Annotated in this window: 18 protein-coding genes and 1 tRNA gene; 6 read left to right on the top strand and 13 right to left on the bottom strand. The window is 60.5% G+C overall.

Features of this window, described 5'->3' with window-relative positions:
• Positions 1-44: 44 nt before the first annotated feature.
• Complete coding sequence (locus QKD99_RS09730; protein WP_347951338.1) at positions 45-1,982, bottom strand: BCCT family transporter; 1,938 nt, start codon at positions 1,980-1,982, stop codon at positions 45-47.
• 194 nt (positions 1,983-2,176) lie between these two features.
• Between QKD99_RS09730 and QKD99_RS09725 the strand changes: the two genes are divergently transcribed.
• Positions 2,177-3,262: a hypothetical protein gene (locus QKD99_RS09725; protein WP_347951337.1), complete on the top strand. Its 1,086-nt coding sequence runs from the start codon at positions 2,177-2,179 to the stop codon at positions 3,260-3,262.
• 31 nt (positions 3,263-3,293) lie between these two features.
• On the opposite strand, the gene selB is transcribed toward QKD99_RS09725, so the two are convergent.
• The 3 genes from selB to QKD99_RS09710 form a co-directional block, all read right to left on the bottom strand.
• A complete protein-coding gene (selB, locus tag QKD99_RS09720) occupies positions 3,294-5,066 on the bottom strand; it encodes a selenocysteine-specific translation elongation factor (protein ID WP_347951336.1) in 1,773 nt (590 codons plus the stop codon).
• The gene (gene selA / locus QKD99_RS09715; RefSeq protein ID WP_347951335.1) at positions 5,067-6,383 is read right to left on the bottom strand and encodes an L-seryl-tRNA(Sec) selenium transferase; all 1,317 of its coding nucleotides are present in this window, start codon (positions 6,381-6,383) and stop codon (positions 5,067-5,069) included.
• A gap of 25 nt (positions 6,384-6,408) precedes the next feature.
• Positions 6,409-6,503: transfer RNA gene (locus tag QKD99_RS09710), tRNA-Sec, on the bottom strand.
• A gap of 171 nt (positions 6,504-6,674) precedes the next feature.
• On the opposite strand from QKD99_RS09710, the gene selD reads away from it, so the two are divergent.
• Both selD and QKD99_RS09700 read left to right on the top strand, forming a co-directional pair.
• Positions 6,675-7,658, top strand: a complete 984-nt coding sequence (selD, locus tag QKD99_RS09705; protein WP_347951334.1) for a selenide, water dikinase SelD — start codon at positions 6,675-6,677, stop codon at positions 7,656-7,658.
• Between the two features lies 1 nt (position 7,659).
• Positions 7,660-8,250: a hypothetical protein gene (locus QKD99_RS09700; RefSeq protein ID WP_347951333.1), complete on the top strand. Its 591-nt coding sequence runs from the start codon at positions 7,660-7,662 to the stop codon at positions 8,248-8,250.
• On the opposite strand, the gene nrfD is transcribed toward QKD99_RS09700, so the two are convergent.
• The 5 genes from nrfD to QKD99_RS09675 form a co-directional block, all read right to left on the bottom strand.
• A complete protein-coding gene (nrfD, locus tag QKD99_RS09695) occupies positions 8,247-9,362 on the bottom strand; it encodes an NrfD/PsrC family molybdoenzyme membrane anchor subunit (protein WP_347951332.1) in 1,116 nt (371 codons plus the stop codon). The genes QKD99_RS09700 and nrfD overlap by 4 nt on opposite strands.
• Entirely contained in the window at positions 9,359-10,417 is a 1,059-nt protein-coding gene (locus QKD99_RS09690; protein WP_284766364.1) for a 4Fe-4S dicluster domain-containing protein, read from the bottom strand. Before QKD99_RS09690 ends, nrfD begins: the two co-directional genes overlap by 4 nt.
• Complete coding sequence (fdnG, locus tag QKD99_RS09685) at positions 10,418-13,684, bottom strand: formate dehydrogenase-N subunit alpha (RefSeq protein ID WP_347951331.1); 3,267 nt, start codon at positions 13,682-13,684, stop codon at positions 10,418-10,420.
• A gap of 47 nt (positions 13,685-13,731) precedes the next feature.
• Positions 13,732-14,319, bottom strand: a complete 588-nt coding sequence (locus QKD99_RS09680) for a pyroglutamyl-peptidase I (RefSeq protein ID WP_347951330.1) — start codon at positions 14,317-14,319, stop codon at positions 13,732-13,734.
• Positions 14,320-14,614: 295 nt separating this feature from the next.
• Positions 14,615-15,589 carry a thermonuclease family protein gene (locus tag QKD99_RS09675; protein ID WP_347951329.1) on the bottom strand — a complete coding sequence of 325 codons (975 nt, stop codon included), beginning with the start codon at positions 15,587-15,589 and terminating at the stop codon, positions 14,615-14,617.
• Positions 15,590-15,870: 281 nt separating this feature from the next.
• On the opposite strand from QKD99_RS09675, the gene QKD99_RS09670 reads away from it, so the two are divergent.
• Positions 15,871-17,232: a dicarboxylate/amino acid:cation symporter gene (locus QKD99_RS09670; RefSeq protein WP_347951328.1), complete on the top strand. Its 1,362-nt coding sequence runs from the start codon at positions 15,871-15,873 to the stop codon at positions 17,230-17,232.
• Positions 17,233-17,301: 69 nt separating this feature from the next.
• Here QKD99_RS09670 and QKD99_RS09665 read toward each other — a convergent pair whose 3' ends face one another.
• The 4 genes from QKD99_RS09665 to ychF form a co-directional block, all read right to left on the bottom strand.
• Positions 17,302-18,210, bottom strand: coding sequence for a PRC and DUF2382 domain-containing protein (locus QKD99_RS09665; RefSeq protein ID WP_347951327.1), 909 nt, complete (start codon positions 18,208-18,210; stop codon positions 17,302-17,304).
• A 514-nt stretch (positions 18,211-18,724) separates the two neighbouring features.
• Positions 18,725-19,636 carry a cation diffusion facilitator family transporter gene (locus tag QKD99_RS09660; RefSeq protein ID WP_347951326.1) on the bottom strand — a complete coding sequence of 304 codons (912 nt, stop codon included), beginning with the start codon at positions 19,634-19,636 and terminating at the stop codon, positions 18,725-18,727.
• A gap of 227 nt (positions 19,637-19,863) precedes the next feature.
• Positions 19,864-20,397, bottom strand: coding sequence for a type 1 glutamine amidotransferase domain-containing protein (locus QKD99_RS09655; protein WP_225747178.1), 534 nt, complete (start codon positions 20,395-20,397; stop codon positions 19,864-19,866).
• Positions 20,398-20,527: 130 nt separating this feature from the next.
• Positions 20,528-21,613, bottom strand: coding sequence for a redox-regulated ATPase YchF (ychF, locus tag QKD99_RS09650; protein WP_347951325.1), 1,086 nt, complete (start codon positions 21,611-21,613; stop codon positions 20,528-20,530).
• A gap of 47 nt (positions 21,614-21,660) precedes the next feature.
• Here ychF and QKD99_RS09645 point away from each other — a divergent pair, with 47 nt between their 5' ends.
• Complete coding sequence (locus QKD99_RS09645) at positions 21,661-23,130, top strand: AI-2E family transporter (RefSeq protein WP_347951324.1); 1,470 nt, start codon at positions 21,661-21,663, stop codon at positions 23,128-23,130.
• Positions 23,131-23,166: 36 nt separating this feature from the next.
• The gene (locus tag QKD99_RS09640) at positions 23,167-24,237 is read left to right on the top strand and encodes a DNA recombination protein RmuC (protein WP_347951339.1); all 1,071 of its coding nucleotides are present in this window, start codon (positions 23,167-23,169) and stop codon (positions 24,235-24,237) included.
• Positions 24,238-24,288: the final 51 nt, after the last annotated feature.

The following is a 24,288-nucleotide window of genomic DNA, read 5'->3' as shown; positions in this document are numbered from 1 at the left end:
TAAAAGTCATAGCTGGCACCCTACCAGCCAATAATTGTCAAGTATTAATTTTCTTCCTTATCTTCCGGTACCGGAGAGATGAACTCGCCATTCTTGATAGATGGATCGTTGTCCACATACTCGCCTGCCTCATAGTCATAGCCCACGGCGCGGCCCTCTTCGTCCGTGCGCGCGTACCAATCGGTCACCTCTGCTGCAGTGGAGTTAAAGTGCGCGCCCGTTGCGTAGTCGCCGTCCGTCGGCTCGATAGACAGGGCAAAGTTATCGCCATAATCGCGCACGCCGCGGACGATTGCATTAGAGACAGCTTCGTCCTCGTAGAAATGACGGATGGAGGCAGGATCATGGCGCAGCTCGCGCACCAACGCGATGCACATGAGCACGATGATGACCGCGAAAGGCAGGGCCGTCACCGTAATAAGATTCTGCAGGCCCTGCAGCGCATTACGGCCACCGGCAAGCAAAATGACCACGGCAATGCCAGCCATACATACCACCCAAAAGACCGTTACTGCCGGGTTGGGCTTGGGGTTGCCGCGCTGGGTGAGCTGCGAGTTCACAATGGATGCGGAGTCAGCCGTGGTAATGAAGAAGACCACCAGCATGACGATGACGATGGGCGCCATCCACTCCGCTCCTGGGAAGTGATCCAAGACCTTGAAAAAGATGTCTTCTGCCGCCGGCATGGAATCAATGGTGCCATCTGGGGCGATATCGCCATCGCGGCGCTGCAGCCAAATGGTGGTGCCGCCCAGGATGGTAAAAGCGGCAACAATGATAGCCGAGGGAATAAGCAACACACCGAGCACGAACTGGCGGATGGTTCGCCCGCGGGAAATCTTGGCTACGAAGACGCCCACGAATGGCGACCAGGATACCCACCAAGCCCAGTAGAAGGTGGTCCAGGAGGACAGGAAGGCCACCATGTCTTCCCCCTCGCCCATGTTGGCCGAGAGCATCTGTGGCATTTCATCGAGATATTCAATCACTACGGCCGGCAACATATTGGCCAAGAAGGCGGTCGGCCCCACGACGAAGAAGAACAAGGCCAGCGCCATGGCCAGCACCAGGTTGATATTGGAGAGCCACCGAATTCCCTTGGCCACGCCGGAGACAGCCGAGAAGATCGTTCCGATGGACAGCACTACGATGATTACCAGCGCCGCAGCATTGCCGGTGGTAGACCAACCGCTGACCAATTCCACGCCGCGACCGATCTGTAGCGCACCGATGCCCAGCGTGGCGGCGGTGCCGAAGAGAGTGGCAATAATGGCTAAGCCATCGATGATGCGCGCGGGCAGGGAATCAGAGGAGCGATTGCCAAAGAGCGGCATCAGGATGGAGCTCATCAGCGGCACACGGCCGCGGCGGAAGGACACGTAGGCCACGCATAGACCCACGATGGCATAAATCGCCCAGGCATTAAAGCCCCAGTGCATGGCGGCCTGCGCCATGGCCCCCAGCACCGCTTCATCGCTCGCGGCCTCATAGGCACCAGGGCGCGGCGAAAGGTAGTAGCTCAGTGGCTCGAAGGGGCCGAAGAAGATAATGCCGATGCCAATGCCGGCACCAAAGAGCATCGCGGCCCAGCTCACCGTGGAAAATTCCGGCTTCTCCCCATCTAGCCCGAGAGGGATTTTGCCATACTTTGAAAAAGCCAAGATGATGAGCAAAAACATCAGGAACGTCGCCAGGGCGGTAAAGATCCAGCCCAAGTTACGCATCACCCAATCGAGCGCTGTCGAAGAAGCATCGAAGACCTGCTCGGGCGCAATCACACCCCAGATTACGAAGGCGACGACCAGTCCGCCGACCACAAAGAGGATCGGCTTGTCTACTCCATACTTGACCTTCTGGTCCTCAATGGCAACGCCCGGTACCAGCGCGGGGTGGATATTATGCGGGTACATAATGTCTTTGAGAATGCGCTTGGCGTTGCGGGTGCGCTTTTTGCTTTCCTCCGAGCTATTTACCCCACGCACAGGGCGGGATGAGGAAGACGGTGAAGAAGAGATGGTTCTACTCCTATTCTGTTTTCCGGGTTTCACTTTTAAGAGAGCTGTCTATACGTTAATAAAAACCCGCAGGATATAAAGCTGGCGCCAGCCCTATCCCCCATATGCGTAAAATGAGCTACGCATTGTTTACCGGCCTTTAACCTTGGGAGTGACTTTCTATGGCGCTTTACCCGCTCGCGACTAGTTACTTCGGCGTGGAGCATGTTGCGGTCCTCGAGCACCCAGTGGTGGGCACCGCATTGAGTATCCCCGGCGTGGCAGAGCACGCTGCGCTTGTCGACGTCTCCCTAGAGCCCGATACCTATACCAACGGCTGGCGCGTTCGCTCAGACTTCGGCTTCTTAGGGTTCCTGGACGAGGTCGAGGCGGCGGAATACCCCGCCTTGGAGCGCTTAAAGGCCTCCTCCGCACAGCCGCAGACGATCGCCACCGTGGAGGTAGTTGACGGCGAGGTAGAAGTTGCCGTGTCACTGGGCCTGTGGCCGTGGATGGTGCCGGTCAATGACCAGCCGCAAGGAACTGCGTTGCTAACTGGCGGACGAGGCGTACTGATCGATGCCGCCGCCGGCGACCTATCACCCGCCCAGCTTGAGCGCATGGGCACGCAGCAATTCTTCGTCACGCTGGAAGACCTTGCCGGCACCGCAGTGGCCACCTGCGACGATATGGTGCTCGGCCCCATCGGCGACATTCCTGCGTTCCCCGGCCTGCGCGCCGCGTTCGCCGCGGCCAGCGGCTCTGGAGCGGGGCTTTCCGCCCGCGCCTATGCGAGCCACGGCATGCTTGCCGTCGATATCCCCGCCGATGAGGCCACCCCCGAGGAGCTCTTCTCCCCCGCTGTTCCACCGCTGCGCGTGCCCGCGCCACAACCTGCGATTCCCACCGCTGCGCCCGCAGCCACACCGGCTCAACCCGAGGTCTGGGAGCACACGCTTGCCGGCGAGGCCATCGTCAAGGCGCTGCCCACCGGCTCACGCCGCCCGAAAGGGCCACAGGCCCAGCCGGCTGTACCCGCTGAGCCAGATGCGCCAGCTCAGCAGCACAATGAGCAAGCGCAACAACCGCAGGCTAGCGCCAAACTAGCGGAGTTGGTCTCTTCCATCCCGGGCGAGCAGAATTTCAGCTGGCGTGCGCTCCCAGTTGCCGAAGAACCGGGCCGCTTTTCCTCCGAATCCGCGCGCGTGCGGGCCCGGCGCGTAGCCCGCGACACGTCCCGCCACCGCGGGGGCAATCACCGCAAATAGGTGCGGCCCTGGGTGGCAGAGCCCCGCGCCTCTAGCGCAGGGTGCGTTGGCCCCCGTCGCCGCGGCGGGTAATCCGCTGGGCGTCGAGGTATTCCAGCAGCGGGATGGCTACCCGCCGCGTGGTGCCCAGCGCTTGGCGGGCTGCCGAAAGCGTAAAGGGCTGCTCCAGTTCGGCAAGACGCCGGTGCGCTTCCTCCGGCGCCGAGGGCAAGAGCACGATTCCCTGCTTCAGGCGCAGGAGGCGCCCGGCGCGCTCGGCGGCGGCAAGCTCCTTGGGCCCCAGGCCTAGCTCCGTGAGGTCATCTGCTTCGGGTGCCGCAAAAGGTTCTGCCTTGAGTCTTTCCTCAATGGCAGCGACCCCGCGCTCCGCCGCGCCGAGGTCCGCCCGCTGCCCAGGAAGGCGCAGCACTCCCTCACTGCTTTCCGCCTTCGCAGCGGCGATGGCAAGGCCCAGCAAGCCTTCTTCTTGCAGGCCGAGGGCGTCCATGGCCGCCTTGCGAGGCATTCCCGGAGCTAGGGGATGGGCGGCGGTGTGGGCATGCAGGGCGTCGGTAAGCGCGTGCTTCCACCGCGTAACTTGGGAAGCGGCAATCCACCAGTCGCGGAAGGCGATAATGCCTTGCGGCGGCGCTGCGGTAGTAAAGCCATCGCGGGCTAGGTCATCCACACGGGCGAAGCCGACGCGGCACAGGTAAGAGGCAGGATCACGGAACGAGTTCTGGGCACTGAGCTCTTCTGCGCGGCGGCGGGCGGCACCGCGCCGGTTAAGCTCCGGCGGGCGCAGATCAACTGCCTCTACCCCAGCGACGACGTGCCGGCCACCAGGGCTGCGCACTACGAAGCGATCAAGGAGCTGCAGCGGCAGCGGGTGCGCCAGGCTGATGCGCGCGAAATCGGCAGACAGGGGACGCAGGTGGGCCTCTACCCCGGCGGTACCGGTGTGCACGACGAGGTTATCGGGCAGCCCGTCGAGCTCCGCGCCAAAGGTGCGGCGGACATCGAGGTGGTCCACTAAGCGCCACGCACTCGGGGAAAGCAGCACGTCGCCGCGGTGGATATCGGTGGCATCCGCCCCACGCAGGTTGACGGCCGCGCGAGTGACGGGCCCGAGTGAATCCTGCGCGCGATTTTCACTATGCAGGCCACGGACTTCCACGTCCCTTTCCCCACCGGCCGTGGCCACCTTAAGGCTATCGCCCACGCGAAGGGTGCCCGCGGCGAGCGTTCCGGTCACCACGGTGCCCGCGCCTTTCACGCTAAAGGCGCGGTCCACCCACAGGCGCACGGGCGCCTGCGCATCGGGAACGGGCACAGCGGCCAGGACCTCATCGAGCGCCTGCCGCAGCGCCGCAATGCCGTCGCCGGTAGGAGCGGATACGGGAATAATGGGGGCGTCGGCAAGCGGGGTGCCGGCCAGCTGCGTTCGGATTTCTGCGGTGCGGTCCACGGTGGCGCGATCGCTGCGAGTGAGCGCAATAATGCCGTGCTCTACTCCCAGCGCACGCAAGGCATCGCGGTGGTCGGTGGACTGGGCCTGCCATCCCTCATCGGCCGCAACCACAAAGAGGACCACCGGGGCTGGGCCCACGCCAGCGAGCATATTGCCTAAGAATTTTTCATGGCCGGGCACATCTACGAAAGCCACATCCGCGCCAGAAGGCAGCGTAGTCCAGGCAAATCCCAAATCAATGGTGAGCCCGCGGCGCTTTTCTTCCTCCCACCGGTCCGGGTCCATCTCCGTAAGTGCGCGCACCAGGGTGGACTTGCCGTGGTCCACATGGCCGGCAGTAGCGACGACGTACACCTAGCTCACCGCCTTAATAGCGGCAATAACTGCGGCGTCGTGGTCGGCAGGAACGCAGCGAATATCCACCAAGCAGCGGCCCTGATGCACGCGACCTACCACGGGCGGGTCCTGGCGGCGCAGCGCATCCGCATAGCGCTCGGGCAGGCTCACCGCGAAGCCGGGCAGCGGGTATTCGGGCGCCCCGCCACCGCCCACGCGGCCATCATGAGGCACGACTTCCGCCCCGACTGCCTGTGCAATGGATTCCGTGCGCTCGCGGTGTGTCTGGCGATCGAGGTGGAGGGCGTCCTGCACCGCATTCGAGGGCGTCGAAATGGCCGCCTCCAGCGCATTGAGGCGCAACTTATCTATGCGCACCGCACGCGCCAGCGGGTGCTTCTTCACCGCAGCAATCGCCTCCTTGGTACCGAGTAAGATTCCTGCCTGCGGACCGCCAAGCAGCTTATCGCCAGAGGCAATGACGATATCGGCGCCGGCGCGCAGCTGGGCCTGGATATCTGGTTCTTCTGGCAGCGCCGGGTCATGGGTGAGCAGGCCGGAGCCTAAGTCCACGATGAGTCGCGTATCGTGCTCCACCGCTAGGCGGTGCAGTTCCTCTACCCCGACTGCGGAGGTAAACCCCTCGATGCGGAAATTAGAAGGGTGAACCTTCAAAATAGCGCCGGTGTTATCGCCCAGCGCGCGCTCGTAGTCGGCCAGGTGCGTGCGGTTAGTCGCCCCAATTTCTTTAAGGCGCGTGGCCGTGGACTCGATGAGCTCCGGCAGGCGAAAACCAGCTCCTATCTCAATGAGCTCGCCGCGCGAGATGATGACCTCTTTGCCGGGAGCGAGCGCGGCGGTGGCCAGGAGCAAGGCGCTGGCGCCGTTATTGACCACGAGGGCATCTTCTGCACCGGGGCAGGCTGCGAGCAGCGCGGCCGTGGCTCCGGCGCCGCGATTTCTGGATCGCTTGCCCGAGCCCAAGTCCATTTCTACATCTGTATAGGAGGCAGCGGCGTGCAGGGCCTCTACCGCGGCGCTGGGAAGCGGGGCACGCCCTAAGTTCGTATGAATGATGACGCCGGTGGCGTTAATGACTGGGTGCAGGGAATGCGTATTCTTTTGTTCCAGGCGCTGCGCAATTTCTGCGGGTATATCGCTAACCGGCAACTGACCGCGGCGCGCTCGGGCGACTGCGCCCTGGAGTATCGCGCGGATGGTGTGCTCGGCTAGGCGCTGGCGCGCGGATTCTACTTCCGGCAGCTGGAGCAGCTCGTCCATGCGGGGAATATTCCTGCGGGGATCCGGGCTGGCGGCAGGCGTGGGCGTGGGCACTGTGGCATTCCTCCTTGCGCGCGAGTGGCGGAGACGGACAGGAATCGAACCTGCCAGACCGAGATGCTCGGCCTCACCGGTTTTGAAGACCGGGGCGCCCACCAGGACACGTACGCCTCCGTATGCTCACCTTACACGGGCATTCCTCGGTACCGAGACACCTACCAGACGCTACATTCACCACGGTGCGCCACGGTGGCTCCTGCGGCGCCCGAGGAGATTCCTTTCCTGCGCACTATTCCCCCGTTAATACGCAGCAAGAAGCTCCCGTAGAACTAGTAAAATAGCCGTATGACCGAAGATATTAAACTCACCTCTTTCGCGGCCGGTGGCGGCTGCGCCTGCAAGATTCCCGCTGGACAGTTGGAATCCGCCGTCGAAGGCCTCATTGGTAAGGCCGACCCCAACGTGCTGGTCGGCTTGGACGATGGCGACGACGCCGCGGCCGTAAAGATTCAAGATGGTCTGGCGGTCATCTCCACCGCGGACTTTTTTACGCCCATGCTCAATGATCCCTATGACTGGGGACGGGTGGCCGCGGCCAATGCGCTGTCTGATGTCTATGCCATGGGTGGCACCCCAGTTACCGCCATCAACCTCGTGGGCTGGCCCAATGAGAAGCTTGGTCTGGATGTGCTGCGCGAGGTCCTGCGCGGCGGCATGGATATAGCCACCGAGGCCGGCATCTCCGTTACCGGTGGCCATTCCATCACCGCGCCCGAACCGCTGTACGGCATGGCAGCTACCGGCATCGTGGCCCCCGACAAGCTCATGCGCAATGACGCCGCCGAGCCCGGCCTGCCCATCACCCTGACCAAGCCCATTGGCGTGGGCATCCTCAACAACAAGCACAAGGCCACCGGCGAAGTCTCCCAGGCCGCGGTCGATTCCATGACCACCTTGAACCGTGAGGCCGCCCGCGCCGCGGTGGAGGCGGGCGTGCGTGCCGCCACGGACGTCACCGGCTTCGGGTTGCTCGGCCACCTGTACAAGATGTGCCGGGCCTCCGGCATCGCCGCGGAGCTCGACTTTTCCGCCGTGCCCACCATCGAAGGCGCAAAGGAAGCGCTGGCGGAGGGCTTCATCCCCGGCGGCTCTCGCCGCAACCTCGACTGGGTGCACCCGCACCTCGATACCTCCTTGAGCGAGGAAGAGCTAGTGCTGCTTGCCGACGCCCAAACTTCCGGCGGCCTCCTCCTCATCGGCGAGGTTCCTGGCTACCCCATCATCGGCCACACCACCGAGCGCACCGGCGATGCGTTCATTAAGGCTTAAAATGCGCCGACGCCTCCCCGCTTTCCTCGCCCTCGCCTCCACCGCCCTTGCCACAGCAGGGCTGGTGGGGTGCTCGTCCGAGGGGGCATCGTCAAGCGAATGCTCCCCTGTTGATAGTGCCGCGGTGCGCGAGGCCCTGCCAGATTCGCTCGGCAAGTCGAAGCTCGACCCACACTCCACCGACAAGGATGAACATTCCTTCTCAGTGCTCTACCGTGCACAGGATAAGGAGCAGGTCAGCCTGCTGGGGACGAAGTATGAGGCCGAAGGCTCACCCGTCTGCCCCGATGACCCCGATGAGGCGGCGCAGCGCTACTTAGAGCTGCTACACGACGACCTCGATGCCAAAAACGCCGCCCAACAGCGCCCCGCCAATGAGTACTCCCCCTTCGAGTTCACCGCCGCTGACAGGCGCTTTTATTGCTCCGACTGGCCGGTCGAAGATTCAGTGTCGACCACCTGCGTCACCACCGTGGGCGATGTGGCGCTGAACTACTACCTCCACCGTGATGGCCGCGACTCCGCAGCCGAGCAACAACGCATGGAAGACATCGGCTCGGAGCTCGCCCCCGCCCTGCAGGACCTGGACTAGTCCGGGCTCACCACATCGTGGTCGAGCCCCTGCTCGCGCCGGCGCTTCTCCGCCCGGCGCTTCTGCGGCCCGATGGTGGTCTCCGGGTTCTTCACCGCTTCCAAGCCGGCGTTGAGCACGCCAAAGCGCGTGCACGCCGAGCCTGCCAAGAGCGATAGCCCAGCAGCCACCGAGACTGCCCGCGACTTCGTGGCCGCGGCCAGCGCACTACCCACGCCGCCGGCCGCGATGAAGTATTCCGAGGCCTTCATCAACGCGCCCGGCCTGCCCTCGTGCAGCGCCTCGCGCGGCTCCGGCTCCATGCCTTCCTCCAGCACCTTGGTCGCCACCAGATCGCTGGCTGCCGCGGCCATACCCAACACGCGGGCCGGTCCCGCGTGCTCGACCGGAGTGGTCACCATAGCCAGGCCTGACGACGCCGCACCCGCCGAGGAAACGAAGACATACGGCAGGTGCTTTTTCATGTCATTCCACACCGGGTTCGAGGTATTGGACAGCAATACCGCGGTATAGCCCGCGAGCGGACCACCGAGCACGCCCGCGACCGCGCCCGCCGGCCCGGCCGACTTCTTCAGCGCCGTACGCACAAACTTCGGCAGCGGCAGCTTGTGGCCGGTCGCCGCATCCACTTCCGCGGCGGCAGGCAGCGCGGCCGCGCTGGCAAAGCCCGACAAAATCCACGAGCCCATGGACATTGGCGAGGTCACCTTGAAGACACGGAACATGTTCAATGCGCGCTCCGGGCGGCCCAAGTCCAGAATCAAAAAGACCGATCCCACGGCCGCCGCGCCAAAGGCAGAGATACGGGCGGTGCGCCGCAGCGGTGCATTGCCCGCGGCCTGTGCACCAGCGGCTAAGAGACCTGAACCGCCGCTCACGCCGCCCAAGAAAAGGTAGGCGCCGATGGGCCATTCCCACGGCGGAGCCTTCACCACAGGTCGGCCATAGTAAGACGAGAACTCGAAGTCCTGCGCCATGCGCTCCTCTTTGGAGCCGTCCTGCGCGCCCGCGCCTGGACGCTTCCGCTTCTTCTTCGGCTTCGTACCGTCAAACTTCCGGTAGCGATTGCGGCGCTCCGGCTGCGGTGGACGGTATTCATCAAAGTTGCTCATTTACGTCCCCCAATCAGGAAGGAACCAGCCACGGCCAACGCCATGCCGCCGATAGCCTTGGCTGCGGTCTTATACATCTGCGGCAAATCGGCCGTCGGCACGCGCGGATCCGGCGGCAAACCGTAGACCTCAGGTGAATCCAAAAGCAGGAAGATGGAGCCGGTTCCTCCCACACCATCGTCCTGGTTGGCACCGTAAAGGCGGGCCTCGGTAAGGCCTTGCTCGTGCAATACGCGCACGCGTTCCTTGGCTGCGGCCACCATCTCCTCGTACGGGCCGAACTGAATGGAATCAGTAGGACAGGTCTTAGAACATGCTGGCTGTTCGCCCTGCTTCAGGCGGTCGTAGCACATGGTGCACTTTTGGGCGACGCCCAAGTTCTTAATCGGCATTGACTCGCCTGGTGTATGGTCCGGCCCTTGTGGGGCAAGCTGCTTAAGCTTTTTCAACACGTTCACGCCGGCATGGGAATTATCCACGTAGTCCACCGTGGCCGTCTTGTCATACTTCAGCGCCACACCGCCGTCATCGCGGCGCTCGATGACGCCAAACGGGCAGCCGGCCACGCAAGTGCCGCAGCCATTGCACACATCATCCTGGACCACCACAGTGCCAAATTCGGTGCGGAACAGCGCGCCGGTAGGACACACGTCCAAGCAGCCCGCATGCGTGCAGTGCTTACACACGTCCGAGGACATGAGCCACCGAAACGTATCCGTATCCGGCGGGGTGGTATCAACCTCTGGGTCCTGCGCCCCTACCGAAGGCATACCCAGGGAAATGAGATTCTTTCCCTCCTCGCGGGCTTGCTCGATGCGGTCATTGTTTTGCTCCACAAAGGCCACGTGCCGCCAGGTATTTGCACCCAGTGCGCCGGTGTTGTCATAGGAATCACCCGTGACGTCATAGCCTTCTACCGGGTTGCGGTTCCACTCCTTGCACGCCACCTCGCAGGCCTTACACCCGATACACACGGAAGTGTCGGTGAAAAAGGCCATGCGGCGGTACTTGTCGTAGCCGTGCCGGTTCGCGTTTTCGGTCAGAAGATTTGTCATTTACTTACCTTCTTCGCTTTCCTCGCCCTTCTCGCCGTGCTCATCCGCATCCGCGGGCTCCTGCGGCTCTGGGTTATAGGTGAAGGAATCATCCACGGTGAGCAGATCATTACCGGAATCCAGGTTCAGGTGCGCGCGCTTCTGATACTCCTTGAGCATCTCCACACGGGCCTCGCCGCGCGGGCGACGCCCCGGCTGGATATCGCAGGCGCCGATCTTGGAATTCTGGATGAAAACGTTCGGCTCCAACGTAAGGCCCAGCAGATCATTGGCGCCATCGCCTGCAACTGCCGTGGAATCGGACTCGCCATAGTGATACGGCAAGCCGATCTGGTGGAACTCCTCACCATTGATCTTCATCATCTGCATGCGATCAGTGACCAAGACCTGTGCCTCAATCACGCCGCGCGGCGAGACGATGGTGGCCCACTTACCGTTTTCCAAGCCGCGCTTTTCTGCCAAGGCCTTATCAACCTCGCAGAAAAGGCCCGGCTGCAACTCCGCCAGGTACGGCAGACGGCGCGACATCGCACCCGAGGTATACATCTCGGTGAGGCGATAGGTGGAAAAGACGAACGGGAACACCTCCGAGCCCGGCTCGCCTGGCTCTGGGCGCGACAAGTTGTCTGGGCGCTTAATGGTCAGGCGCGTCGGCGATTGCTGTTGCTTGTACAGCACATTGTGCACCGGAGACTCGTGCGGCTCATAGTGGGTGGGCAATGGGCCGTCGGAAAGCCCCGACGGCGCAAACAGCCAACCGCGGCCATCCGCCTGCATGATGAAGGCATCGGTGCCGTCGAGGGCGTCCGGACCCACGGCGTCGACCGGAGCCTTGTAGTCCGGGGCCTTGGTAGCCGGGAAGTCCGGCACGTCATCGCCAACCCATTTACCCTGGTCAGCATCCCACCACACATATTTCTTGCGCTCCGACCACGGAGTGCCGTCCGGCTTCGCCGAAGCACGGTTGTAGAGCAGGCGGCGGTTGGCCGGCCATACCCAACCCCACTCCGGAGCTACCTCGTTTTGCTCCGAACCCGGAACCTTGCGCGCGGACTGATTAATGCCGTCCTTAAACACGCCGGTATAGATCCAGCAACCACCCGAGGTACTGCCATCGTTTTTCATCTCCACGAAGGCAGGCAAAAGCTCGCCCTTCTTCGGGCCCTCTAGGTAGTAGCCGTTGATCTCCTTGAGGATATCCTCAGAATTCGGCTCGCCTTCCTCGGTTTCCACATAGTCCCACGTGACCTTCTGCAGAGGAATATCTCGCGGATCAGTGGAATCGCGCAGGCGCTCCTTAATCTTCTTGCCCAACTGGTAGAAGAACCACAGGTCACTCTTGGCCTCGCCCGGCGGCGGCGCTGCTTGGAAGCGCCACTGCAGCATCCGCTGCGTCTGGGTAAAGGTGCCAGCCTTTTCCACGTGTGTGGCCGCCGGCATCAAGAAGACCTCAGTGCCGATGTCTTCGGTCTTGAGCTCACCGTTTTTAATCTCCGGCGAGTCTTTCCAGAAGGAGGCGGTCTCAATCTCCTGGAAATCGCGCACCACCAGCCACTTCAGCGCGGCCAAACCGCGGCGCTGCATTCCGCCGTTGGACTGCGCCACGGCCGGATTCTGGCCGAAGACAAAATAGCCTTCCACCTGCTCATCCAGCATTGCCATGAGCGTTTCATAGGTTGAATGCGCGCCAGAGATGCGCGGCATGAGGTCATAGCCCCAACCGTTGTCCTTGGTTGCCGCATCGCCCCAATAGGACTTCATCAGCGAGACCGCGTAGTTCTCACCGATCTGCCAAAAGCCCTTTTGCGACTCATTACGGATTCCATCGACAAACTCTGGCCAGCTTTGCTTATCGACGCTCGGCATGGGCAAATACCCCGGCAACGAGTGGAACAACGTCGGGATATCGGTAGATCCCTGAATCGAGGCGTGACCGCGCAGCGCCATAATGCCCGATCCAGGACGGCCCACATTACCGGTCAGCAGCTGCAAAATAGCTGCGGTACGGATGAACTGCGCACCCAAGGTGTGCTGGGTAAAGCCCAACGCATAAGCAAAGCAGGTAGTGCGCTCCGGCGTAGAGTTCTGCGCTATCGACTCGGCTAGATAGAAGAAATCCTCCTGCGCAATACCGCAGGTCTCCTCCACTACCTCAGGCGTATAGCGCGCGTAGTGGCGCTTGAGAATCTGGAAGACCGAATTCGGATGCTCTAGCGTCTCATCGCGTTCCACATTCCACGACGCACCCTCCGGCTTCTGTACGTACTGCCACGAATCCGTAACGTACTTGCCGGTCTCTGGGTCATAACCAGAGAACAGACCGTCCAGATCTTCGGTGTCTTGGTAGTCCTCCGAAATGATCATCGGCGCATTGGTATACGCCACCACGTAGTCATGGAAGTACAGCTCGTTTTCCAGCAAGTAGTTAATGACTGCGCCCAAAAGCACCACGTCCGTGCCGCCGCGAATGCCGATGTGGCGATTCGCAAAGGCTGACGTGCGCGTATAGCGCGGATCCACGTGAATGATGCGTGCACCACGCTTCTTGGCTTCCACCACCCACTGGAATCCCACGGGGTGACACTCGGCCATGTTAGAACCCTCAATGACGATGCAGTCCGCATTCGCCATATCCTGCAGCGGTTGGGTTGCGCCGCCGCGGCCAAACGAAGTTCCTAGACTAGGAACAGTGGCGGAGTGTCATATGCGCGCCTGGTTTTCGAGCTGAATCGCACCAGCGGCGGTAAATAGCTTCTTGATGAGGTAATTTTCCTCATTATCCAAGGTTGCACCACCCAAACCGGCGATGCCCATCGTGCGGTTGAGCGCACGACCTTCATCGTCCACATCCTGCCAACCGTTCCGGCGGGCTTCCAAGAAACGATCCGCAATCATCTCCATCGCGGTATCTTCATCAAGATCCTGCCACTCCGTCGAGTGCGGCGCACGATACTTAATCTTGGTAAGGCGCGTAGCGGAGTTAATCAACTGCTCCGACGCAGATCCCTTCGGGCACAGGCGTCCACGAGAAATGGGCGAATCCGGATCGCCCTCCACCTGGATGACGCGGTCATCTTTGACATACACGCGCTGCGAACAACCGACCGCACAGTACGGGCACACCGACTGCACCACGCGGTCTGCTTCCACGGTGCGCCCATGCTTATCTTTGCTCTTTTGAGACTGCGTATTGACGTCCCTTCCGAAGGGATCGCCACTGCGCAGCTGGCGCACAACCGGCCAGTTGAGAGGGCTAAAGCGAGACATATCCCTAAATCTATATTTAGCTGAGCCAAAAAGCTACAAAGGCTACCCTAACTAGCTTGCACCGCCCAGAGTGCCCGCTTAACCCCCTCGACGATGTCCGCTAGCTCCATCATGGGCTTATCCGTTTTCTCCTGCTCTGTTATATACGGCACGTGGACAAATCCCGCGCTCACCCTCGTCCCCTCGAAGTGATGCAGGAGGCCATAGAGCAGCTGGTTACATACGAAAGTCCCGGCCGTATTCGACAATCGCGCCGGACTATCCCCCACCGCCGCGACCATTTCCTTTACCGGCAGCGTAGAGAAATAGGCCGTCGGGCCGCCTTCCACAACCGGTACATCCACCGGCTGATAACCCGCATTATCAGGAATATCGGCATCCATCACGTTGATCGCGACCCGCTCCGGGGTGATATGTGCCCGCCCGCCGGCCTGGCCCAAACATACAATTGCATCGACCGCCGAGCCCTCCGCCGCCTCAATCGCCCGACGCAGCGATTCCCCGAACTTCGTCGGGATCACCAGCTTGATGAGCTCCGCGTCTCCAATGCGATCCGGTAGTTGCTGAAGAGCTCGTTCCGTGGGGTTTATGCTCTCTCCGCCGAAGGCGTCGAATGCGGTTACGAGGATCTTCATGCCGCCAGTATTTCAGATTCCGGGACACTCCCGCCCTTCGCGCTCACCGGCAGCGCCAGGATGGCGCTTCCCCTTGGTTTTGGTGAGCGGCAAGGGTGTAGGCCCCAACCCCGCTCCCCTCGCGCTCACCGGGAGCCATGCTCCAAGCACTCAGGGTTCTGCCCGTGAGCGCGAAGGGCGGGCTGCCTAACCAATCTGCTGCTTCGTAGTGCAGTCGATCTTCGCGTATGAACGTCCATTCTTATCTACTGACGTCATGGCATAGTTTCCGCCATAAGCTCGACACCCGGTGTAGTTATCGACCACCGGTGCCGGCTGAGGTGCGGGCTGCTGCTCGGGGGGCTTGATAGCCAGCCACCTCGTCAAGCGTCGGCTGCTCCGCTACCTCTACTTCAGGCGCGTCGTGCTCCTGCTGGCGAATCTCTTCCTGCCGCTGCTCTGCACGACGGCGTTCTTCTTCCTGGCGCTCCTTCTCGCGCTTCTCTTCCTCCCGTTCTTTCTCCTCCAATTTCTCGAGCTCTTCACGGGCTTGCTTCTCCTTCCCCTCAAGCTCGCGTTCCTTCTTCGCGGCAATCTCCTTGGGAGCATCCGGATACGCCGCCTTCTGGAAGGTGCTTCGAGCATCTTTGCGGTGAGTCAGAACCGCTAATCCAGCCTTCGCAGCTGCTGACTTGTCCAGTACATCCTCGTACCCTGCAATATCAGCTTCCCCGGAAGCTGCAAATGCTGCCGCCGCGGCTTCAGCGCCGCTAAGCGCCTCGGCCATGTCCTTGTCGCTGGAAACCTTGCACTCGTCCGAGACCCCAAAGATCCCTTCGCCGGCGTCTTTAGGGCCGCGTTCGGCATTGTGCACTTCGTCGTAAAACTTGTCGTTTCCGCCAAATACAACCGCCGTGGCTAGCCCTTCGGCCGCGACATCCGCGTTAATGAAGTCATCGTCAATAAAGACACCGGCAAGAGTGCGACCGTACTTGTCGGTCCGCTCGGAGTCATATTCCAACCGAACCTCCGTCCCTTTTGGAAGCCGTCCTTCCAAGTACTGCTTCGCTTCCTCCGCGAGGCACTCACTCGGTTCGCCGTTATAGCCGATTTCCGGCGTATCAATATTAAGTAGACGGACGCGGGTATTTTCGCCGTCTATGTCGACGTCAATAGTGTCGCCATCGATCACTCGGTTGACAACCACAGTATCTTCATCACCGCCGCCTAAAGCAACGGAAGCCACTGCGCCAACTGCGACAATGCCAACGAGAGGTTTAACCCAACCCATGACTGTTCCTCCTGAGAAAGATAGAGAGAGTAGCTACTTAAAGTTAGCAATGGGACACACGTGGTAGTTCAGGCTCCCTTCCCTTCGCGCTCACCGGCACCATAAAGCCAGCGCAAATCCACCTTTCCGTGAGCACGAAAGGTGAGGTTTCGGCCACGGCAGATAACTCGCACTTTGTACCTACAGACGTAGAAGGAATAAGCTGAGCGATGTTGAAGTTGAACAGGACAGTATCTGAAAAATAGTCCGATCTGTCCATTTTTATTTTCAAAGGAATCTTTATGTCCCAACAAGAATCTTCGCGCTCCAAGCTTCCCGGCTGGGCCACGGGATTCGGCGCTCAGGTCATCGCGGGTCTCATCATCGGCCTTATCCTGGGCTTCATTGCTTCCGGCATGGATACCGACCCAGACAACCCGGGCTGGTTGACCACCCTGCTCACGGGAGTCGGCAACGCCTACGTCCAGCTGCTCAAGGTGATGATCCCGCCACTCATCTTCGCTGCTGTCGTTACCTCCGTCGCTAATCTGCGCAAGGTGGCCAACGCCGCTTCCCTGGCAATTTCCACGCTTGTATGGTTTGCCATTACCGCATTCTTCTCCGTCTTGACGGGCATCATCGTCGCCGTCGTGATGAAGCCGGGCATCGGCACAAGCATCGACGCTGCCACCGCGCAGGATCCTTCCCACGTCGGTTCATGGACCGCGTTCTTTGAGCAGCTTCTGCCCCAGAACTTCGTAGGCCTTTCTGCCTCGCTTTCCGACGGCGAAGTATCCCTCAGCTTTGGCGCCCTCCAGCTCCTTGTCATCTCGCTGGCCATTGGTATCGCCGCTGTCAAGACCGGCAAGCCTGCTGAGCCTTTCCTACGTTTTACCGAGTCCTTCCTGAAGGTCATCCAGGTCATCCTGTGGTGGATTATCCGCCTTGCCCCGATTGGCACCGCGGCCCTCATCGGCAAGGCCGTAGCCACCTACGGCTGGGATGCACTGGGCTCACTGGGCAAGTTCGTCTTAGCCATGTACGTCGGCATGGGCCTGGTATTTGCCGTGGTCTACCCGGCAGTGCTGAAGTTCAACAAGATCCCGGTCATCGGCTTCTTCAAGCGCGTATGGCCCGTGACCTCCCTGGGCTTTGTCACCCGTTCTTCGATGGGCGTCATGCCAGCTACCGAGCGCTTCAGCGAAAAGGCTATGGGCGTTCCGTCCGAGTACGCTTCCTTTGCTATTCCGCTAGGAGCAACCACCAAGATGGATGGCTGCGCTTCCGTATACCCAGCCATCGCCGCCATCTTCGTCTCCCAGTTCTACGGCATTGACCTTGACTTCACCCAGTACCTGCTCATCATCTTTGTGTCCGTTATTGGTTCCGCTGCTACCGCAGGCACCACGGGCGCAACGGTGATGCTTACCCTGACGCTTTCTACACTCGGCCTGCCACTGGCCGGTGTTGGTCTCCTGCTCGCCATCGAGCCGATTATTGACATGGGCCGTACCGCGCTCAACGTCACCGGACAGGTGCTGTGCGCCACCATCGTGGCTAAGCGCGCCGGCATCCAGGACAAGGCAACATGGGATGCTGCCGAGAGCGGTGTCAAGGACATTATGGATTCTGACTCGGCTGAGGCCATCGGCGTCAAAGCTTAAACCAGTCTCCTAATTCAGACACAAGAAACGCCCGCAAGGTAGTCCTTGCGGGCGTTTAGCTATGCGCTTTTACTTCTTGAGGCCGTCAACACCATCGGTGTCGATCTGCTCCTTGCGCAGCTCCTCGGTGTGAGTCTCGGTGTCGCGAACAGTGTCCTTCTTCAGGTTGATCTTCTCAACCGGAACGGTCTCCTTGTTCACGTTTACGCGCTCCTCGTGCAGGGTGACGGAAGCTTCCTCGGAGTCACCGGAGATAGCGCCGTTGTAGTTCTTGGCATCCTCAGCGTTGATCGGGGTGCGCTCGACGCGAACCTCTTCGCGCTCAACCGGAACCTCGACAGTCTCGGTGTCGGTCACAACGTACTTGCGCAGGCGAGCCTCACCGGTAGCCACGCGCTCCTTGTTGACGTTGAGCTGCTCCTCGGAACGGATGAGCTCGCCATCGTTGTTGGTGCGTGCAGCTGCAGCGTCATCAGCTACGCCAGCCTTGCGCTCGGTAGCAGCAGCGTCGGTGGTGTGGGTGTCTGCCTTCTTCTCGTCAGCATGTGCACCAGCAACGCCTGCACCAGCAGCGCCAGCACCTGCGGTCAGGTTGTGATCCTTGTCAGCGCCAGCCTGAACGTCGCGCTTGGAGTCAAGGTTGGAGTCCTTGTAGTCGGTAACGTCGTGTGCGCTTTCCAGACCGTAGTGCTTGAAGATATCGGACTGCGCCTCAGGGGTCAGCGGCTTATCGGAGTCGAAGTCCGGAGCATCCTTGATACGGTCCTTGGAGAAGCCCAGCTTCAGGTCATCGCCGGAGAAGTCGTGTCCACGCAGCGGAACCAGGCTGGAGTTCATGCCGAACAGGCCGTGGTTAACCTCAACGAAGGTAGGCTGGCCGGACTGGTCATCAACGAATACCTCGTTAACATCGCCCAGCTTCTCGCCGTTCTTGTCGTATGCGGTTGCGTTAAAGAGGTCCTTAATGTTCTTACCCATTGTCAGTAAATCCTTTCTGCTATTGGTATAGCTATCTTCAACCAAACAAAAGGACATTTTCTAACCCCGCCACGTGGAGTGTGGGGGTGAAAATCTCCAATTGCTTGCTGTGACAACCACCATACGGAGAAATCAAAATTTTTCGACCGCTAGCGGAGATTTTTCTCGATTTTGTTCACCATATCCAAGCTTCATGCAGCTCAGAACGGTTAGTAACAGTTCTGCAACATTGGAAAATCTGCACCATAAGCACCCGAACTGCGGAAACCGGATGTCGATTCCCTCGCCCGCAGTGCCCTAGACGCACCCCCTCACGATCTCCAAATCGTCCACTGTTCACCACACCCCCAAAATGCGGTGACAGCTACCCCACAGAGTTCTTTAACGAGGGTGTACTTTTTCTCCCAATATCCACAGGCGGTATACAGGACCGTACACCCGAACAGGCCTACACACATATTGGTCTAGTGCGCATTCACCTCAGCTGTCGGCAGAAAGCTGAGAAGATTAAGTCTTAGCGGAATAGGTACGGACGCCGATTTTCCAGGCCGGCTGGTTCCACATGGATGAACGCACTGCAGCCTGGGTAAAGCTCGTCGAGGGCAATTTCCACTGCGTCTGCAACCTCGTGGGAGTGCATGACGCTCCACTCCCCTGGCACCTCCATGGTCAGGTACACCAACCGCTGGCGGCCAGAGGCCACGGTGCGACGATCCGTGAAGTTTACCGAGTGTTCCTGCTCCAGCCGAGCTAGGAGCTGCCTAATGTTCTGACGCTCGTCGTCGGGAAGCGCCTCAGAAAGCAGGCTACTCACCGAATCGCGCAGGAGGCTATAGCCCGTCCATAAGATATTGATGCCCACTGCAAGCGCCACTACAGGATCCAGCCACCACCAGCCAGTAAGGAATACGGCGGCGATGCCGACAAGGACGCCGACGGAAGTCCAGACGTCGGTAAGCAAATGGTGCCCATCCGCCTCCAAGGTGGCGGAACGGTAGCGCTTACCTGCATGTATGAGCGCGATGCCCACCGCGCCGTTGAGCACGGACGAAAGGGTTGACAACGCCAAGCCCCAGCCCGGCTCTTCAATCGGCTGCGGAACAAAGAAGCGTTGGATCGCCGTGTAAATGATCATGCCGGCCGCAATAAAAATCATTGCGCCCTCTACCAAGGCGGAGACATACTCGGCTTTGCCGTGGCCAAACTGGTGGTTATCGTCGGCCGGCTTAGAGGCAATCCGGAGGGCATAAAAGCCGGCGACGGCCGCGACGAGATTCACGAGGGATTCGAAGGCATCAGAGAGGAAGCCCACCGAGCCGGTAAACCAAGCGGCCAAGGCCTTGAGGATGATGGTAGCCACAGCGGCGGCGATGGATAGCTGCATGAAGCGCTCAAGAATGCGCTGCTCTGAGCCTATGGAGGACATAGTCACTTCTCCCTTCGGTTCGGTTGCGGACCGAAGGTCTCGTTCACGGCCGCGGGCACTGCGGGCGCTGGCTGGCCGGGCTAAACGCCAGTATGTCGACCAGTCATCTCGGAATTAACCGAGGGAACTACTCCCCTTCTGGAAATCCTAACTTTATAGGGCATGTGACACCGGCGCAAGATCGAAAAAAGCCACGGGAAACTCCCGTGGCTTAAATTCGTGAAGCTTTAGTGCTGGCCCTCTGCAAACTCTTCTACCAGCTTGGCGTTAAAGGCTGGCAGGTCATCTGGAGTGCGGGACGAGACCAAGCCCTGGTCGCAGTGGACTTCCTCATCTACCCAGGTGGCACCTGCATTGCGCAGGTCGGTCTGCAGGGACGGGAAGGACGTCAGGGTGCGGCCCTTGAGGGCTTCAGCATCAGCCAGGATCCAAGCACCGTGGCAGATGGCGCCGAGCGGCAGATCCTTGCTCATGTGGTTGCGCACGATTTCCACCGCAGCCTTATCCAAGCGGATGAGGTCAGCATTATCGGTACCGCCAGGCAGAATGATGCCATCGAAAGACTCGCTAGTGGAGTCAGCGGTAGCGGCGTCAACGGAAATCTCCGTGCCCTTCTTGCCGGTAATGGTGCCGGCCTCTGGGGCGAGGACACGCACGATAGCGCCTGCGTTCTTCACGGCCTCCAACGGGGAGGTCAGCTCAGAGTCTTCGAAGCCATCGGTAGCGATGATGGCAATGGTCTTGTTATCTAGTTCAGCCATGTTGCGGCCTCCTTTGTTCGGGTGCGCCGCCCACAGTAACGCGGAAGTTTCGTCTTCGCTACCTTCTCTTGCGCGCGAGTGGGTTGCGCCTTCCCCCTCTAACAAAGGGCCACTTCAGAGCGGTGTGGAATCAGCCGCCGATCTTAAAGTCGCACACATCGCCGTCCTGCATGATGTAGTCCTTACCCTCTTGGCGGACCTTGCCATGCGCACGGGCCTCAGCCATGGAGCCGGCGTCTACCAGGTCATCGAAGGAAACGATCTCGGCCTTAATGAACTTCTTCTCAAAGTCGGTGTGGATGACTCCAGCTGCCTGCGGTGCGGCAGAGCCCTGTTTAATGGTCCACGCACGGGCCTCCTTCTCACCGGCGGTGAGGTAGGTCTGCAGACCCAAGGTGGCAAAACCTGCCTTAGCCAGGGTAGCTAAGCCCGGCTCATCTTGGCCTACGGCCTCGAGCAGTTCGCGGGCTTCGTCTTCTTCTAGCTCGAGCAGCTCGGTTTCGGTCTGCGCATCGAGGAATACAGCCTCGGCTGGGGCGACGAGCTGGCGGAGTTCTTCCTTCTTAGCGTCGTCGGTAAGCACTGCTTCATCCGAATTGAAGACATAGAGGAAGGGCTTAGCCGTCATCAGGTGCAGATCGCGCGCGAGTGCGAGGTCAATCTCGCCCTCCTTCGCCGCGGCGAAGAGGGTGCGATCATCTTCCAGAATCTCCTGGGCCTTCTTGGTTGCCTCCACCTCGGCGGCCAAATCCTTGTTCTTGCGCGCATCCTTTTCCAGGCGCGGCAGGGCCTTTTCGATGGTCTGGAGGTCCGCGAGAATGAGCTCGGTATTAATAACGGAGATATCGTTGCGCGGGTCCACCTTGCCATCAACGTGAATAACATTGTCATCAGAGAAGGCGCGCACCACCTGGCAAATAGCGTCTGCCTCGCGGATATTGGCTAGGAACGCGTTGCCCATACCTTCACCCTGGGAAGCGCCGGAGACGATGCCGGCGATGTCCACGAAGGACACGGTGGCAGGAAGGATGCGCTCAGAGTTAAACATCTCCGCCAGTTGGGTCAAGCGGGAATCCGGCAGCTCCACCAGGCCCACATTGGGCTCGATGGTGGCAAACGGGTAGTTCGCCGCCAGGATCTCGGAACGGGTCAGGGCATTAAACAAAGTGGACTTGCCCACATTGGGCAGGCCGACGATTCCTAGTGTAAGACTCACGGGGCCAATCCTAACGCACCCGCCTTCTTTTAAGGCAAGATGGTGGGGTGAATTCTGATAACCAACCGCTGCCCGATGACCCCCAGGCGGGCTTGGGCGATAAGTTTGATGAAAGCTTTGACACCAGCAAGCTGGAGGATGTATCCCCACATCCACCAGGTGATCAGGTAGACCGCTCCGTCATCGCCGGCGAGGTGATTAAGTCCGCCTCCCTATGGGCCGTTCGGCTGCTCATCATCTGCGTTTTCCTCTACGCCCTCTACCGTTTGCTAGGTAACTTCTGGCAGGGCCTTTTGCCGGTGCTTTTGGCCCTTATTATCTGCACCGTTCTGGCGCCAGTGGCGAAGAAGCTGCGAAACATTGGCCTGCCCGCCGCGTTGGCGGCCGCCGTAACCATTTTGGTTTCCTTCACGGCTGTTGGCGGCCTCATTGCGTTTGTTGCCCCAGATTTCATGCGGCAATCCCGCTCCCTGTATTTGCAGACGGTCTCCGGCATCCAAAGCCTGCAGCTCTGGGCCCAGGGCCCACCGCTTAACCTCGATAGCGATGACATGAGTAGCTACATCGACGAGGCGGCGTCCTGGCTGCAGCAACGTGCCGGCGCCATCGCAGGCTCGGTCTTTACCGGCATCGGCACGGCCACATCAATCCTGGTCACCCTCTTTATTGTGCTGGTGCTGACCTTCTTCTTCCTGAAGGACGGCACTAAGTTCCTTCCCTGGCTGCGCGATGCCACGGGCAAGCGCGCCGGCTGGCACCTTACTGAGCTACTTACCCGCGCGTGGGCGACACTGGGCGGCTTCATTCGCGCGCAGGCAGTTGTCTCGCTTGTCGACGCCGTCTTTATCGGCGTCGGCCTCGCCCTTATCGGCGTTCCGCTGGCCATGGCTTTGGCGATCATCACCTTTATCGCGGGTTTTATCCCCTTCGTCGGCGCGATCGTGGCCGGCGCCCTCTCCGTCACCATCGCGTTGGTCTCCCTTGGCGTAACCAAGGCTCTGCTCGTCCTCGGCCTGGTGTTGCTGGTCCAGCAGTTGGAAGGCAATGTTCTCTCGCCTTGGCTGCAGTCCAAGGCTATGGACCTGCACCCGGTTATCGTCCTAGTTTCCGTAACGGTAGGCTCAGCTCTCTTTGGCCTGATAGGTGGCTTCCTCGCGGTTCCGACGGCCGCTATGTTTGCGGTGGCCTACCGCTACGGCCAAGACATGATGAAGCTGCAGTCGGGTGAAAAGTCCGCCGCGGATCTGGACTTTTCTACCGTTGCTGGTTATCTCATCGGCCGTTACACCGAAGACCAAGGGCGTTATAAGCGCGAAGCATGGCTCAAGATGCCGGACTATGCAGCCCCAGAAGGCGCGTTTGCCGACGTCTCCGCGGACGGCGATTCCAATTCCCTCGACGCCGCCCTCAACATGGAGTCCACCCCCAAGGAGCATGACAAGCCCGGCATGCGCGCAAACCTGCGCCGCGCCCGCGACGCCTTCGAAGGCCTTTTGAACGGAGATTCGAAAAAATAGTGGGTCGTGTCGGCAGCGCGTGCCATGCTGGAAGCCATGACTTCCACTTTGCCCGTGCTGCTACTTTTTATCGGCCTCATCCTCGGCGCGGTAATGGGCTGGCTGGCCCATTCTTACTCCGCTACTCGCTCCGCGCCGAGCGCCGAGCACCGCGCGCTGCAAGACTCGCAGCGCCGCCAAGCCGAACTCCAACCGCTAGAAAAGGCCATGGACCGCTTGGGATTTCAGCTCCAAGAAATTGAGGAAGATCGCACCGCGCTCCTCGCCTCCCTCTCCAGCCAGGTGCAGGCGGTGACCCGCACCTCCTCCCGCCTGACCGAACGCACCGACAAGCTTGTGACCGCGTTGCGCTCACCCAATGTGCGCGGCCGTTGGGGCGAGGTGCAATTGGAGCGCGTGGTTGAGCTCGGCGGTATGACCAAACACGTGGACTTTGATTGCCAGGTCTCCGCCCCATTGGGCGGGCGCATCGTCCGCCCTGACATGCTCATCAATTTAGCCGGTGGCCGCCACATCATCGTCGATGCCAAGGTTCCCTTTACCTCTTACCTTGACGCCCTGGAAACCGATGATCCAGAAGAGCACGCCGGCTTCCTCCGCCGCCACGCGCATTTAATGCGCGGCCACGTCCAAGCACTATCGCAGAAGGACTATATTGAGGCGTTTCAACCAACGCCCGAGTTCGTTATCCTCTTTGTTCCCGCAGACCCCTTCCTTGATGCCGCATTATCGGTAGACCCGGAACTTATCGAGTACGCCTTTGAACGCAATGTAGTCATCGCCACCCCCAGCTCGCTTTTTGCACTCTTGCGCACGGTGGCCATGGGGTGGCACCAGGAAGACCTTTCCGCCAAGGCTAAGGAGGTCCAGCGCTTGGGGCGCGAACTGTATACGCGCCTGAATACGCTTTCTGATCACTACGGCAAGGTGGGCCATAACCTGGAGAAAGCAGTCGAGGCTTATAACGCCACGCTTTCCTCGCTCGATTCCCGCGTGGGCGTCACCGCCCGCAAACTGCATGAGATGGATATCCCGGGCCGCACGGATCGCACCCCGCGGGAGCCCTTGCCTATTGATACCTGGCCGCGCGGGAATTCGGAACTATAAATCCGCCGCTTTCGTGCGTGGAAATAGCCATGGGCCGGCGGCAACCGGTAG

It is taken from the genome of Corynebacterium sp. c3Ub_189 (assembly GCF_039907195.1).
GTDB lineage: Bacteria > Actinomycetota > Actinomycetes > Mycobacteriales > Mycobacteriaceae > Corynebacterium.
The sequence above is the reverse complement of the archived record's forward strand: the minus strand, read 5'-3'. Positions and strand labels throughout refer to the sequence as shown.